The sequence below is a fragment of the Bacillus sp. BF2-3 genome (assembly GCF_008368795.1).
GTDB classification, from domain to species: Bacteria; Bacillota; Bacilli; order Bacillales; family Bacillaceae_G; genus Bacillus_A; species Bacillus_A cereus.
Genome location: NZ_QOSA01000010.1, coordinates 63,773 through 78,763, shown reverse-complemented (window position 1 = coordinate 78,763; position 14,991 = coordinate 63,773). Strand labels below are relative to the sequence as shown.

Below are 14,991 nucleotides of genomic sequence, written 5' to 3'. Positions count from 1 at the left end.
TATGCTCGATGGTAATTTTAAAGCCAATAAACTTTTTAATGAAAGACCAATGAATGTTATAATTCGTTGGTCTTTTTATTTTGTTGAGAAAAAGAGATTATTTGATAGTGTGGAAAATAAAACCTATTTTCAGTAATATTACATGTAAGTGAGTTTTTTATAAGGCAATAAAATAGATATAGATAGGGAGAAGGGGAATGGAAAATAAAATTTCAACTTGGCTAGGAATAGTAGCAGCTATGGGAGTTCTTGCTATTGCAGTTACATTTGGAATGTTAGAACTTGCAGATAATCCAGTAGATAAAGAAGTGAGCGCTCAAATAGATAAAAAAGAAGACCAAACAATAGTAGGTAGAGAGGTGGATGGGGTCTTTGTTGATGTGTATGTTACTGAAAATTCTACTGAAAGCGAAGTCATTACAGCGATGCATCGCATGACTCATCAAAAAGTGGTGGCAGAACGAAAATGGGGCTCTATCCCAATGATTCAAAGTAATGCTAAAAAATTAAAAGAAATTATAAATAAGAGTAGCTTTACGAAGAAAAATGAACTTTTAGCAATTGCTGATAGATGGGCGAAAAAAGATTTTAGTAAAATTGTAGAAGATCACAATTATTTCTCGGATGCTCAAGAAGATAGCGTTTGTAAAGTAACTAGAGCAATGGATGCGCTAGAAGAGCAACATTATATTTTAACTACATTCGGGGAGGAAAAAGCGAAAGAACTATACGAATCAGGGGATGCTCCGCACGTTCAATAAAAAATAATATAAAGGACTTCTCTAGTTTTTTTATTATCGTGTTTTAAGGACGTAATGGGACTTATAAATAAATGGTCTGCTTTCTTTATGACGTGTAACAAAAAAAGAAAAGATGTGATTCATTATTAAATGATGAAGGAACGGCTAAATCACATCGTAGTACATCTGTTAAAGGATTTTAGTAGGAAAGGCATCCGTGATATAATAGAAAATAATAAAAAGTCCTGCAAAACAGGACTGTATTATTCTTCGTCTTTATTTTGTTTTTCTAATTCAACTAGCTTTTGAATTAAAATGTGCTGCGGCATATGCATGAGTTGTTCAAGTGGAACACCTAGTGCTTTTGATAAGCGGACTGCAGTATCTGGAGAGATTTGTAATGGTCTCATAGAAGTACCTCCTTTTTCGTATAGTATAGCATAAGATTGGGGGAGTGAGGATGACTCTTATATTTGCACATCGTGGTGCGGCTGGAACGTACCCAGAAAATACAATGATTTCATTTGAAGCGGCTGAGTCTTTTAGAGCGGATGGAATTGAACTTGATGTTCAATTAACGAAAGACGGAAAAGTTGTCGTCATTCATGATGAAACGGTGGACCGGACAACAAATGGAAAAGGTGCGGTTCGGAATTATGTATATGAGGACTTATGCAAGTTAGATGCAAGTTATAAATTTGGTGATAAAGTAGGTTTTTGTAAAATACCACTTTTAGAAGAGGTATTAGAATGGCTTGCACAAACGAGTTTGCTACTTAATATTGAACTTAAAAATAATAAAATTCCATACAGAGGTTTAGAGGAAGAAGTTATAACGCTTGTACGGAAATTTAGTCTAGAGGATCGTGTTATATTTTCTTCGTTTAATCACTACAGTATGAAACGGTGCCATATGATGGCTCCTGATATTCAAACAGCAATTTTATATCGCGAAGGTTTGCATAGTCCGTGGGCATACGCGAAAAAAATGGGCGCTACAGCAGTACATCCGAATTATCGTTACCTTCAAGATGCTATTGCCGAACTAACGATGGAAAGTGGTGTAGAGGTTCGCCCTTATACAATTAATGAAGAAACGCTTATGCGTAAATATTTTGATATGAATATATCGGCGATTATTACTGATTACCCTGAAACGGCCAGAACGTTAATGCCAATAAAAAAATGAGACCGCGTGTAACGGTCTCATTTTTTTATTTATAAATAGTGGGGCATTCCTATCTTCTAAAGCGAGCTTGTACTTTATTTCGTTTACGGTCTCGGTGCAAGACGAAGCCACCGAAGATATAAAACCCGAGCCCGAAGCAGAGAGCGCCGATTAAAAATTGTAACCACAGTATAGAGATTGGTGGAAATAGAATCCCAAATACAGTATCTCTCATTAACTTTATACCAAACACAGCTAATGAAATAGGGATGAGTGCTAATAGTAGAGCAACGTAACGCTGCATACATAACGCTCCCTTTCAGATTATTTCGTATATTTTAATGATGTTATAAGGAAAGGGGGTTTGTCAAGAGGGTGCTGAACGAGTAAGATAAAGGTGTGAAAAAATTTGCAGAGTTACTTCGAGAGGAAGTGGGATATATGAAACAAAAAGTATTAATTGTTGGTGCAGGTGAAGGCGGGAGCGCACTGCTGAATCTGTTACAAAGTTCGAATATATTTCAAATTATAGGGATTATTGATATAAATCCGTTGGCAAAAGGACTACAAATTGCTAAGGAATACGGGATTGCAATTGGAGAAAGTGTAACTCCATTTCTTTCTATGCATATCGATGTAATATTTGATATGACAGGTGAAGATGATGTGCATAAGGTTTTATTGGAAAAAAAGAAAAAAGACACTCTTCTTATACCAGGTGATATCGCAAAAATTGTTACAGGATTAGCGCATGAGAAGGAAGGGCTGATTGGGCGATTAGAGGAACAAACGCAACAAGGAGAATTAATTTTAAATTCTACACATGACGGCATGATCGTAATTGATCGAGAGGGACAAGTTCGTCTTTTTAATAAAAGTGCAGAGCGTATTATCGGATATAAAAAAGAAGAGGCGATAGGAAAATATATTTTAGAAGTCATTCCAACTAGTAAATTACTTCGCATTATACGTACGAAACAAATAGAAGTAAATTATGAACTAACATTAGAGAATGGAAAGAAAATTATTACAACGCGTATACCGATATTAAAAGAGGGCGGAGAGGTACAAGGGGCATTTGCAATTTTTAAAGATATAACAGAAGTTGTAGATTTAGCGGAAGAAGTTACAGATTTAAAGGAGATTCAAACACTATTAGAGGCAATTATTAACTCATCTGAAGAAGCAATTTCGGTTGTGGATGAAAAAGGAAGAGGATTAGTCATTAACCCGGCATATACGAAATTAACGGGTTTAACAGAAGAAGATATTATTGGGAAGCCTGCTACAACTGATATTGTAGAAGGCGAAAGTATGCATATGAAAGTACTTCGAACGCGTCGTGCGGTGCGCGGAATACATATGAAGATTGGGCAAAAAAAGCGCGATGTAATTGTAAACGTGGCACCAGTCATTGTGGATGGAATATTGAAAGGAAGCGTCGGCGTTATCCGTGACGTGTCGGAAATTCAAAAGTTAACAAATGAATTGAATAGAGCAAGGCAAATTATTCGCACATTAGAAGCGAAATATTCATTTGATGATATTGTCGGGAATTCAGATGAAACAACGGCAGCTATCGAACAGGCGAAGCTAGGAGCAAATACACCAGCAACAGTACTGTTACGCGGTGAATCTGGGACTGGTAAAGAATTGTTTGCACATGCAATCCATAATGGAAGTAATCGAAAATACAATAAGTTTGTCCGTGTAAACTGTGCGGCCATTTCGGAGACGTTGTTAGAAAGTGAATTATTTGGTTATGAGGAAGGGGCGTTTTCTGGAGCGAAAAGAGGCGGGAAACGTGGGTTCTTTGAGGAAGCAAATAACGGTAGTATTTTTTTAGATGAAATAGGGGAGTTATCTGCAAATACACAAGCGAAACTCCTTCGTGTACTGCAGGAAAAAGAAATTGTAAAAGTTGGTGGAACGAAAGCGATACCTATTAATGTTCGAGTAATTGCAGCGACGCATGTGAATTTAGAAAAGGCTATTCTAGAAGGGAAGTTTAGGGAGGATTTATATTATCGATTAAATAAAATCCCAATTCAAATTCCATCTCTTCGTCAACGTAAAGGAGATATACCGACAATTGCGGACAGATTGATTCAAAAAATTAATCAAGATTACGGTCGTAATGTAGAAGGGCTCACTGATTCAGCCATTTTATATTTACAATCATACGAATGGCCAGGGAATGTGAGGGAACTTGAAAATATTCTGGGAAGAGCTATTATCTTTATGAATTATAACGAGACCTATATTGATGTACACCATTTACCGCCATTACATAACGAAGAGCAGGTGGAGTCAAAGCAATCTCATTTATTACCTGAATTAGAAGAAAAGCCACTTGAACATTTAGTGACAGAGTTTGAAGGGAATATTATTCATGAATATTTGGAGAGATTTGATGGGAATAAAACGCAAACTGCAAAAGCGTTAGGAATTTCCGTTCGAAATTTATATTACAAGCTAGAAAAGTATGACCATGCAAAAAATAGCGTGCAATAAATTGCGTACCGTGCAATTTATTGCATGGTATACAAAAAGTGACAAAATAAGACAGAATCTTTTGTTATTTTCCAAAGTATTGATTTTACTGCATTTTGAATGCGTTTTCATTATTGGTAAGACCACTTTTAAAAGTTGGCACGGTATTTGCTTTATAAATAGACGAGGGACGACGGAAAGGGTTGATTACAAAATATGAAGTTAGAATACTTAATTGATCAAGCAGCAGGGCAGCCTAAAAAAACTGTAGCTGTAGCAGTAGCTGAAGATCATGAAGTAATTGAAGCTGTAGCGAAAGCAATTAAATTACAGTTAGCTCAATTTCGTCTATATGGAAATCAAGAAAAAATAATGGGGATGCTACAAGAACATGGTTTACAAACTTCAGAACATGTTGAAGTGATTGCAGCAATGTCTAGTGCAGAGGCTGCAGAACTTTCTGTTAAAGCTGTGAGAAATGGTGAAGCAGACGTGCTTATGAAGGGGAACATCCCAACAGCGAATATTTTGAAGGCTGTGTTAAACAAAGAGTGGGGCCTACGTAAAGGTAGCGTACTTTCACATGTAGCAGCATTTGAAGTTCCAAATTACGATCGTCTTATTTTCGTTACAGATGCAGCGATGAACATCGCACCTGATGTAACACAAAAAGCTGCTATTATACAAAATACTGTAGAAGTTGCCCGGGCAATAGGAATCGACTTGCCAAAAGTGGCACCAATTGCAGCAGTAGAAGTTGTGAATCCAGCGATGCAGGCGACAATTGATGCAGCGATGTTAACACAAATGAATCGCCGCGGACAAATTAAAGATTGTATCGTTGATGGACCACTTGCTTTAGATAATGCAGTATCACAAATTGCAGCAGAGCATAAAGGCATAGTAAGTGATGTAGCAGGTAAGGCAGATATTTTACTCGTCCCAACGATTGAAGCTGGAAATGTGCTATATAAATCACTCGTATACTTTGCGGATGCAAAAGTAGGAGCAATGATTGCGGGCGCAAAAGCACCGATTGTTTTAACATCTCGTGCTGATTCAGCAGAAACAAAAGTATATTCATTAGCATTGGCAGTTGCGACTGCTTCAAAATAAACCAAAAAGGGTAAAACATTAGGGGGAAACGACAATGACATTAGAAATCTTCGAATACTTAGAAAAATATGATTATGAGCAAGTAGTATTTTGTCAAGATAAAGAATCTGGTTTAAAAGCAATTATTGCAATTCATGATACAACACTTGGACCGGCTCTTGGTGGAACAAGAATGTGGACATATGATTCTGAAGAAGCGGCGATTGAAGATGCATTGCGTCTTGCAAAAGGGATGACATACAAAAACGCAGCAGCTGGTTTAAACTTAGGTGGTGCGAAAACAGTAATTATCGGTGATCCTCGTAAAGATAAGAGCGAAGCAATGTTCCGTGCACTAGGACGTTATATCCAAGGACTAAACGGACGTTACATTACAGCTGAAGATGTTGGTACAACAGTAGATGATATGGATATTATCCATGAAGAAACTGACTTTGTAACAGGTATCTCACCATCATTCGGTTCTTCTGGTAACCCATCTCCGGTAACTGCATACGGTGTTTACCGTGGTATGAAAGCAGCTGCAAAAGAAGCTTTCGGTACTGACAATTTAGAAGGAAAAGTAATTGCTGTTCAAGGCGTTGGTAACGTAGCATATCACCTATGCAAACATTTACACGCTGAAGGAGCAAAATTAATCGTTACAGATATTAATAAAGAAGCTGTACAACGTGCTGTAGAAGAATTCGGTGCATCAGCAGTTGAACCAAATGAAATTTACGGTGTTGAATGCGATATTTACGCACCATGTGCACTAGGCGCAACAGTTAATGATGAAACTATTCCACAACTTAAAGCAAAAGTAATCGCAGGTTCTGCAAATAACCAATTAAAAGAAGATCGTCATGGTGACATCATTCATGAAATGGGTATTGTATACGCACCAGATTATGTAATTAATGCAGGTGGCGTAATTAACGTAGCAGACGAATTATATGGATACAATAGAGAACGTGCACTAAAACGTGTTGAGTCTATTTATGACACGATTGCAAAAGTAATCGAAATTTCAAAACGCGATGGCATAGCAACTTATGTAGCGGCAGATCGTCTAGCTGAAGAGCGCATTGCAAGCTTGAAGAATTCTCGTAGCACTTACTTACGCAACGGTCACGATATTATTAGCCGTCGCTAATCATTCATATATAACTTTTACAAAAGGTGTGGTTACCTCTTATGAGGTTTCCACTTCCTTTTGAATTTATTAGTGGAGGTAGCAACATTGTCTGTAAATCGAATTCTTGTTATTAACCCAGGTAGTACATCCACAAAAATTGGTGTTTTTGATAATGAAAGACCCGTTCTAGAAGAAACGATTCGTCATGACGTAGAACAGATTGGAAAATATAAGAGAATTATCGACCAATATGAGTTTCGAAAAGAAACGATTTTAGAAGTTCTACATTCTCATGGTATTAACATTTCAAAATTAAACGCTGTTTGTGGGCGTGGTGGATTACTTCGTCCAATCGAAGGCGGTACGTATACAGTAAACGATGCGATGTTAGAAGATTTGAAAAATGGCTTTAGCGGTCATCACGCTTCAAACCTTGGAGGCATTTTAGCATATGAAATTGCTTCTGGATTAAACATTCCTGCATTCATTGTAGATCCTGTCGTTGTAGATGAGATGGAGCCGGTTGCTCGTATAAGTGGCATTGCTGGTATGGAACGCAAAAGTATCTTCCATGCATTAAATCAAAAAGCAGTTGCTCGTAAAGTAGCTGAACAGTTAAATCACAAATACGAGGATTTAAATTTATTAGTTACACATATGGGTGGCGGTATTACAGTTGGTGCTCATAAAAAAGGAAGAGTAATCGATGTGAATAACGGTTTAAACGGAGAAGGACCATTTAGTCCAGAGCGCGCTGGTACAGTACCAGTAGGGCAACTAGTAGAAATGTGTTTCTCTGGTGAGTATTACCGTGATGAAATGATTAAAAAACTTGTCGGACAAGGTGGACTTGTAAGTTTAATCGGTACAAATGATGCGATTAAAGTAGAGCAAATGGTTGAAAAAGGTGATCCTGAAGCAACTCTTATTTATAAAGCAATGGCATATCAAGTTGCAAAAGAGATTGGCGGAGCTAGCGCTGTACTTCACGGGAAAATCGATGCAATCGTATTAACTGGTGGACTGGCATACAGTAAAATTCTTGTCGATGAAATAAAAGAGCGAGTGGACTGGATTGCAGATGTTATCGTACATCCAGGCGAAGATGAGTTAGAAGCGTTAGCAGAAGGAGCACTTCGTGTATTACGTGAAGAAGAAGCTCCAAAAGAATACGTTGTACGTGAAAAAGAAACGGTAGCTAGGGGTTGAGATAATGGCAAAAGAATATGATTTAGTCATCGTTGGCGGCGGTACTGGTGGATATGTTGCTGCAATTCGTGCATCACAACTAGGGTTAAAAACTGCACTAGTCGAAAAAGAAAATCTTGGTGGTACTTGTTTACACAAAGGATGTATTCCTAGTAAAGCTCTTTTACGTAGTGCGGAAGTATATGCAACTGCTAAAAAAAGCGAAGAGTTCGGAGTTATTGCAAGCAATGTAGAACTAAACTTTGCGAAAGTACAAGAGCGTAAAGAGAAGATAGTAACGCAGCTTCATAAAGGCGTTCAACATTTAATGAAACAAGGTAAAATTGATGTGTTTGAAGGTATTGGCCGTATTCTTGGCCCATCTATTTTCTCTCCGATGCCAGGGACAATTTCAGTTGAACTTGCAAGTGGAGAAGAGAATGAAATGTTAATTCCAAAAAATGTACTTATTGCAACAGGTTCTCGTCCAAATTCATTACCAGGTTTAGAATTAGACGGAGAGTACGTAATGTCTTCAGATCATGCTCTAAAAATGGAAACGCTTCCTAGTTCGATTATTATCGTTGGTGGCGGTGTAATCGGTATTGAGTGGGCATCTATGCTTGCTGACTTCGGTGTAGAAGTTACAGTATTAGAGTATGCGAAAACGATATTACCACTAGAAGATCAAGACGTTTCAAAAGAAATGCAACGTCTATTCAAGAAAAAAGGTATTAAAGTGGTAACTGGTGCAAAAGTATTACCAGAAACATTGGTAAAAGATAATGGAGTAACAATCCAAGCTGAACACAACGGTGAAAATAAAGAATTTAAAGCAGAAAAAATGCTTGTATCTGTAGGAAGACAAGCGAATACGCAAAATATTGGCTTAGAGAATACAGATATCGTTGTGGAAAAAGGATACATTCAAACAAATGAGTTTTATCAAACGAAAGAATCGCATATTTACGCAATTGGAGATGTAATCGGTGGCCTGCAACTCGCTCACGTTGCTTCTCACGAAGGAATTGCTGCAGTAGAACATATTGCAGGGAAAGAAGTTACACCAATCGATTACTCTATGGTATCAAAATGCGTATATAGCAGTCCGGAAGTTGCTTCTGTCGGTTTAACAGAACAAGAAGCGAAAGAAAAAGGCTATAAGTTAAAAGTAGGTAAGTTCTCATTCCGCGCAATCGGAAAAGCACTTGTATACGGAGAATCAGATGGTTTCGTAAAACTTGTAGTTGATGAAGAGACAAATGACATTCTTGGTGTTCATATGATTGGACCGCATGTAACAGATATGATTTCTGAAGCGGGTCTTGCAAGAGTACTTGATGCAACACCTTGGGAAGTAGCACATACAATTCATCCGCATCCATCATTATCTGAGGCGATTGGTGAAGCAGCACTTGCTGTAGATGGAAGAGCGTTACACGCATAAAAATGTGGATTTAGGAGGTTATGAAAAATGGCAGAAGTAAAAGAAAAGCGCCATGAAGAGCTTGGCTTAAGTGATGAGCAAGTATTAGAAATGTTCCGTACGATGTTACTTGCACGTAAAATCGACGAACGTATGTGGTTATTAAACCGTGCTGGTAAAATTCCATTCGTAATTTCTTGTCAAGGACAAGAGGCTGCACAAGTTGGAGCGGCGTTCGCTCTTGATAGAGAGAAAGATTATGCATTACCATACTACCGTGATATGGGTGTTGTACTAGCATTTGGTATGACAGCTAAAGAGCTTATGTTGTCTGCTTTCGCGAAAGCTGGAGATCCAAACTCTGGTGGTCGTCAAATGCCTGGTCACTTCGGTCAAAAGAAAAATCGTATTGTTACAGGTTCATCTCCAGTAACAACGCAAGTACCACATGCAGTTGGTATTGCATTAGCTGGAAAAATGGAGAAGAAAGATTTAGTAACGTTCGTTACATTTGGAGAAGGTTCTTCAAACCAAGGTGACTTCCATGAAGGGGCAAACTTTGCTGGTGTACACAAACTACCTGTTATTTTTATGTGTGAAAATAACAAATATGCAATCTCTATTCCAGTTGAAAAACAATTAGCATGTAAAAACGTATCAGATCGTGCGATTGGTTACGGTATGCCTGGATATACAATAGACGGAAACGATCCGCTTGCAGTATATAAAGCTGTAAAAGAAGCAGCAGATCGCGGTCGTCGTGGTGAAGGCCCAACTTTAATTGAAACAGTATCATATCGTTTAACAGCACATTCTAGTGACGATGATGATCGTGTTTATCGTGATAAAGAAGAAGTAGAAGAAGCAAAGAAAAAAGATTCAATTATAACATTCGCGGCTTATTTAAAAGAAGCTGGTGTATTAACTGAGGAATCGGAAAAACAAATGTTAGACGAAATTATGCATATCGTAAATGAAGCAACAGAATATGCAGAAAATGCTCCGTATGCAGCACCTGAAGATGCATTGAAGCACGTATACGCAGAATAGGGGGGAACGTTTCATGGCTGTAATGTCTTATATTGATGCTATTACATTAGCAATGCGCGAAGAAATGGAACGCGATGAGAAAGTATTCGTTTTAGGAGAAGATGTTGGTAAAAAAGGTGGCGTGTTTAAAGCGACACACGGTTTGTATGATCAATTTGGTGAAGATCGTGCGCTTGATGCACCGCTTGCAGAATCTGCAATTGCTGGGGTAGCAATTGGTGCGGCAATGTATGGTATGCGTCCAATCGCTGAAATGCAGTTTGCTGATTTCATCATGCCAGCAGTAAACCAAATTGTTTCTGAGGCAGCAAAAATTCGTTATCGTTCTAATAATGATTGGACTTGTCCAGTTACAATTCGTGCACCATTTGGCGGGGGTGTTCACGGTGCATTGTATCATTCACAATCTGTAGAAGCGATGTTTGCAAACCAACCAGGTTTAAAAATCGTTATCCCTTCTACACCATATGATGCAAAAGGCTTATTAAAAGCAGCCATTCGTGATGAAGATCCAGTATTATTCTTCGAACATAAACGTGCATATCGTTTAATTAAAGGTGAAGTGCCGGAGGATGACTACGTATTACCAATCGGAAAAGCAGATGTAAAACGTGAAGGTGATGATATTACAGTTATCACGTACGGATTATGTGTTCATTTTGCTCTTCAAGCGGCTGAAAAGTTAGCACAAGATGGCATCTCTGCACACATTCTTGATTTACGTACTGTATATCCATTAGATAAAGAAGCAATCATTGAAGCAGCTTCTAAAACAGGTAAAGTTCTTCTTGTAACAGAAGACAATAAAGAAGGAAGCATTATGAGTGAAGTGGCAGCAATTATTGCTGAAAACTGTCTATTTGATTTAGATGCGCCAATCGCACGTCTTGCAGGTCCAGACGTTCCAGCAATGCCATATGCACCAACAATGGAAAAATTCTTTATGGTAAATCCAGATAAAGTTGAAAAAGCAATGCGTGAACTTGCGGAATTTTAATCGGGGGGACTATACATGGCTGTAGAAAATATTACAATGCCTCAGCTCGGGGAGAGCGTTACAGAGGGCACAATTAGTAAATGGCTCGTTAATGTTGGCGATCACGTAAACAAGTATGATCCGCTTGCAGAAGTAATGACTGATAAAGTAAATGCTGAAGTACCATCTTCTTTCACGGGGATTGTAAAAGAGTTAATCGCTGGTGAAGGTGATACGTTAGCTGTAGGTGAAGTAGTTTGTGTGATTCAAGTAGAAGGCGCAGATGAAGTAGCAGCAACAGCTGTTGAAGAAAAAACGAAAGAAGAACCAAAGGCAGAAGTAGCTACGTCTGAAAAAGCACCGAAAGTAAAACAACCAACTGATGGAAAACCACGTTTTTCACCAGCTGTGTTAAAACTTGCGGGTGAGCATAACGTTGATTTAGATCTAGTAGAAGGTACGGGAGCAAACGGCCGTATCACTCGTAAAGATATTTTAAAGCTAGTGGAATCTGGAAATATTCCGCAAGCAGGTGCAGCGAAGAAAGAGGAAGCTGTAGCGGCAGTAGTAGAAGCTCGCCCAGAAGCACCAAAAGCAGCACCAGTAGCGCAAAAAGTAGAAGCTGCGAAACCAGTTTCTGTACCTACAATGCCTGGAGATATCGAAATTCCAGTAACAGGTGTGCGTAAAGCAATCGCAGCAAACATGTTACGTAGTAAACATGAAGCACCACATGCTTGGATGATGATTGAAGTAGATGTGACAAACCTTGTGTCATACCGTAACTCAATTAAAGGTGACTTTAAGAAGCGTGAAGGCTTTAACTTAACGTTCTTTGCTTTCTTCGTAAAAGCAGTAGCACAAGCGTTAAAAGAGTATCCTCAAATTAATTCAATGTGGGCTGGCGATAAAATTGTTCAGAAGAAAGATATTAACCTTTCTATCGCTGTTGCAACAGAGGAAGAACTATTTGTACCAGTAATTAAGCAAGCGGACGAGAAAACAATTAAAGGTATCGCTCGTGAAATTACAGAACTTGCAGGAAAAGTACGTACGAAATCGTTAAAAGCAGACGAAATGCAAGGTGGAACATTTACAATTAATAACACAGGATCATTCGGTTCTGTTCAATCTATGGGTATTATTAATTACCCACAAGCGGCTATTTTACAAGTTGAATCAATTGTAAAGCGCCCAGTAATTATGGATAATGGTATGTTCGGTGCTCGTGACATGGTTAACTTATGTTTATCACTTGATCACCGAGTACTTGATGGTTTAATTTGTGGTAAGTTCTTAGGCCGTGTTAAAGAAATTTTAGAAAACATGTCAGAAAATAATACATCTGTATATTAATAAAAAGCTCGCTTATGCGAGCTTTTTATTATCTTATTTCTTCATCTACATCCTACTATTATGTATAAATATCTTTCCCAGTAATCTTACAATAAACGATTATGTATTAGGAATTTACGAAAATACATTGCTGATATATGGTATATGGATATAAAATAAGAAAAGAATAATTTTTTTGGCAAATCTTACTGATGAAACTGTAGTATAATATATTGTATTGTATGAAAAAGAGAGTTATTCTATATAAGTGTTTTATAGATAATGTGTAATCAGTCGTCAAAACATGAAGAATGTTGACTCCTGGTTTTTTATTTTTGCCGTAACAATGTTTCAGGAGGATGTCATGAAAAGAAGTACCGAGTTTCTAAAAAGTTTAGATGTAAAATTAATTTTAATTTTGTGTGCACTATGTGTGACGAGTATAGCTGCTATATATAGCAGTCAGCAAACGGGACAGTATGGAGCTGCAAACTTTGCTATGAAACAAGGTGTTAACTACATAATTGGGGTTGTATTGTTACTTCTTGTTGCAAGCATTGATTTAGATCAGTTACAAAAATTATCTTGGCCGCTTTATATTGCTGGGTTTGCTTCACTTATTCTTTTGAAAGTATTACCACCATCAGGTTTTACACCTGAAAAATTAGGTGCAAAAAGATGGTTTGTTTTCCCAGTATTTGGACAAATTCAGCCGTCTGAGTTTTTCAAAATTGCATTGCTACTTGTAGTAGCGAGTATAGCAGTAAAACATAATGCACAGTATATGGCAAGGACATTCCAAACAGATTTAAAGCTAGTAGGTAAAATTATGCTAGTGTCACTTCCACCTATGGCGGTTGTATATAGTCAACCTGATACAGGTATGGTGTTCTTATATGCTGCTGCTATTGCATGTATTTTATTTATGTCAGGTATTCAAAAGAAATTGATAGCATTATGTACAGTTATTCCGTTGACCATATTATCTGCTTTAATATTTATTTTCTTTAAGTATCAAGATTTTTTCTATAATAATTTAGTTACTTTACTAAAACCTCACCAACAGTCGCGTATTGTAGGTTGGTTAAATCCATTTGAAAATGCAGATCAAGGTTATCAAACGCAACAATCGATTTTAGCTGTAGGTAGTGGAGGAATGGAAGGTAAAGGGTTTGGGGGAGGAAGCGTCTATATCCCAGAGAAGCATACTGACTTTATTTTCGCTACAATTGCCGAAGAAGGTGGATTTATCGTAGCAGCCTTAGTTGTCTTCTTGTTCCTATTACTACTATATCGAACAATTATTATTGGTTATTCCGCTGATAATTTATTTGGTACATTATTATGCGCTGGATCGATCGGTATATTAACAGTTCAAATATTCCAAAACATCGGTATGATCGTTGGATTAATGCCTGTAAAAGGTATTGCATTACCTTTCTTATCGTATGGGGGAAGTTCCTTATTCTCGAATATGATTATGATGGGGCTCATACTATCGGTACGGAAAACGTATAAAAAATATATGTTTTCAGTTAAGTAAAAAAAGCTGGTTCGTTTTTAAACGAACCAGCTTTTTTACATATATGCTCATAAACGTTGCAAACTAAAACAGGTTAGCAGTTTGAGACGGGTAAGGAGTGCAAAGTGATGCATATGCATATTTTTGAAGGAGCACGGCATCTTTCTAGTAGTGAATGGGTTATTCGGGCTATTATAGCATACATATTTTTAATATTAGTTGCGAAAGCGATGGGACAAAGGTCTATCGCACAACTTCGTTTTTTAGATGTTGTATTAGTGTTATTGCTTGGTGGGAATATTTCTAACGCATTGTCTGATGAAAAAGTAGGGTTACTGGGCTCGATGATTACAACGTTCATACTCGTTGTACTTCATATTATAAGCTCAGTTTTAATGCTGAAATGGGATAGATGGAGACGTTTTTTAGAGCCAGCACCTATCATTCTTATACATAATGGTTCCATTGATTTTAGCAATTTGAAAAAGGCGAGAATTACCGTGGAATATTTGTTTTCGGAACTTCGTATGCGAAATGTGAGCGATATTCAAACGATTAAATTAGCATTATGGGAAGCAAACGGTGTCGTTTCTATATTTCGGTATCCAGAATATGAAGCAGTTTCGCGGCTTGATCTTAAAGTGGCGGGAAAAAAATCTCCAGTTTCTTTTGTATTAGTAAAGGATGGGAGGATACAGAAAGATGTTCTTGCATTATTAGGAAAAACAGAAGCTTGGGCGAGAGAATTTCTAGAGGAGAGTACAGAAGTGGAATCTATTATGTTAGCTACAGTAGATGAATCACATAAAATAAATATTTTGTTAAAAAAATGAAAAATATACGCATTTTGTCGTTTCGAA

Annotated in this window: 14 protein-coding genes; 12 read left to right on the top strand and 2 right to left on the bottom strand. The window is 37.6% G+C overall.

Features of this window, described 5'->3' with window-relative positions; translation table 11 throughout:
* Positions 1 to 197 precede the first annotated feature (197 nt).
* On the top strand, positions 198 to 761 hold the full coding sequence (locus tag DN401_RS09415; protein ID WP_000428235.1) for a PRK06770 family protein: 564 nt from the start codon (positions 198 to 200) through the stop codon (positions 759 to 761).
* Between the two features lie 242 nt (positions 762 to 1,003).
* Here the strand turns inward: DN401_RS09415 and DN401_RS09410 are convergent, their stop codons facing one another.
* A complete protein-coding gene (locus DN401_RS09410; protein ID WP_001247671.1) occupies positions 1,004 to 1,150 on the bottom strand; it encodes a YycC family protein in 147 nt (48 codons plus the stop codon).
* A gap of 50 nt (positions 1,151 to 1,200) precedes the next feature.
* Here DN401_RS09410 and DN401_RS09405 point away from each other — a divergent pair, with 50 nt between their 5' ends.
* The gene (locus DN401_RS09405) at positions 1,201 to 1,929 is read left to right on the top strand and encodes a glycerophosphodiester phosphodiesterase (protein ID WP_000172575.1); all 729 of its coding nucleotides are present in this window, start codon (positions 1,201 to 1,203) and stop codon (positions 1,927 to 1,929) included.
* Positions 1,930 to 1,978: 49 nt separating this feature from the next.
* Here DN401_RS09405 and DN401_RS09400 read toward each other — a convergent pair whose 3' ends face one another.
* A complete protein-coding gene (locus tag DN401_RS09400; RefSeq protein ID WP_001190211.1) occupies positions 1,979 to 2,212 on the bottom strand; it encodes a DUF2627 domain-containing protein in 234 nt (77 codons plus the stop codon).
* Between the two features lie 137 nt (positions 2,213 to 2,349).
* Between DN401_RS09400 and DN401_RS09395 the strand changes: the two genes are divergently transcribed.
* The 10 genes from DN401_RS09395 (at position 2,350) to DN401_RS09345 (ending at position 14,964) form a co-directional block, all read left to right on the top strand.
* Positions 2,350 to 4,422 (top strand): sigma-54 interaction domain-containing protein, encoded by a 2,073-nt coding sequence (locus tag DN401_RS09395; protein WP_033689240.1) that lies wholly within the window; start codon positions 2,350 to 2,352, stop codon positions 4,420 to 4,422.
* A gap of 195 nt (positions 4,423 to 4,617) precedes the next feature.
* A complete protein-coding gene (gene yqiS / locus DN401_RS09385) occupies positions 4,618 to 5,517 on the top strand; it encodes a phosphate butyryltransferase (RefSeq protein ID WP_000764677.1) in 900 nt (299 codons plus the stop codon).
* Positions 5,518 to 5,551: 34 nt separating this feature from the next.
* Positions 5,552 to 6,652 (top strand): leucine dehydrogenase, encoded by a 1,101-nt coding sequence (locus tag DN401_RS09380; RefSeq protein ID WP_000171355.1) that lies wholly within the window; start codon positions 5,552 to 5,554, stop codon positions 6,650 to 6,652.
* 87 nt (positions 6,653 to 6,739) lie between these two features.
* Entirely contained in the window at positions 6,740 to 7,843 is a 1,104-nt protein-coding gene (gene buk, locus DN401_RS09375; RefSeq protein WP_000115781.1) for a butyrate kinase, read from the top strand.
* 4 nt (positions 7,844 to 7,847) lie between these two features.
* A complete protein-coding gene (lpdA, locus tag DN401_RS09370; protein ID WP_001051289.1) occupies positions 7,848 to 9,269 on the top strand; it encodes a dihydrolipoyl dehydrogenase in 1,422 nt (473 codons plus the stop codon).
* Positions 9,270 to 9,296: 27 nt separating this feature from the next.
* Positions 9,297 to 10,298, top strand: a complete 1,002-nt coding sequence (bfmBAA, locus tag DN401_RS09365) for a 3-methyl-2-oxobutanoate dehydrogenase subunit alpha (RefSeq protein ID WP_000852551.1) — start codon at positions 9,297 to 9,299, stop codon at positions 10,296 to 10,298.
* A 13-nt stretch (positions 10,299 to 10,311) separates the two neighbouring features.
* Positions 10,312 to 11,295 carry a 3-methyl-2-oxobutanoate dehydrogenase subunit beta gene (gene bfmBAB / locus DN401_RS09360; RefSeq protein WP_000290071.1) on the top strand — a complete coding sequence of 328 codons (984 nt, stop codon included), beginning with the start codon at positions 10,312 to 10,314 and terminating at the stop codon, positions 11,293 to 11,295.
* 15 nt (positions 11,296 to 11,310) lie between these two features.
* Positions 11,311 to 12,630, top strand: coding sequence for a dihydrolipoamide acetyltransferase family protein (locus DN401_RS09355; protein WP_000257660.1), 1,320 nt, complete (start codon positions 11,311 to 11,313; stop codon positions 12,628 to 12,630).
* 343 nt (positions 12,631 to 12,973) lie between these two features.
* The gene (locus tag DN401_RS09350; protein WP_000831181.1) at positions 12,974 to 14,152 is read left to right on the top strand and encodes an FtsW/RodA/SpoVE family cell cycle protein; all 1,179 of its coding nucleotides are present in this window, start codon (positions 12,974 to 12,976) and stop codon (positions 14,150 to 14,152) included.
* 107 nt (positions 14,153 to 14,259) lie between these two features.
* Positions 14,260 to 14,964: a DUF421 domain-containing protein gene (locus DN401_RS09345; RefSeq protein WP_000550974.1), complete on the top strand. Its 705-nt coding sequence runs from the start codon at positions 14,260 to 14,262 to the stop codon at positions 14,962 to 14,964.
* Positions 14,965 to 14,991 lie beyond the last annotated feature (27 nt).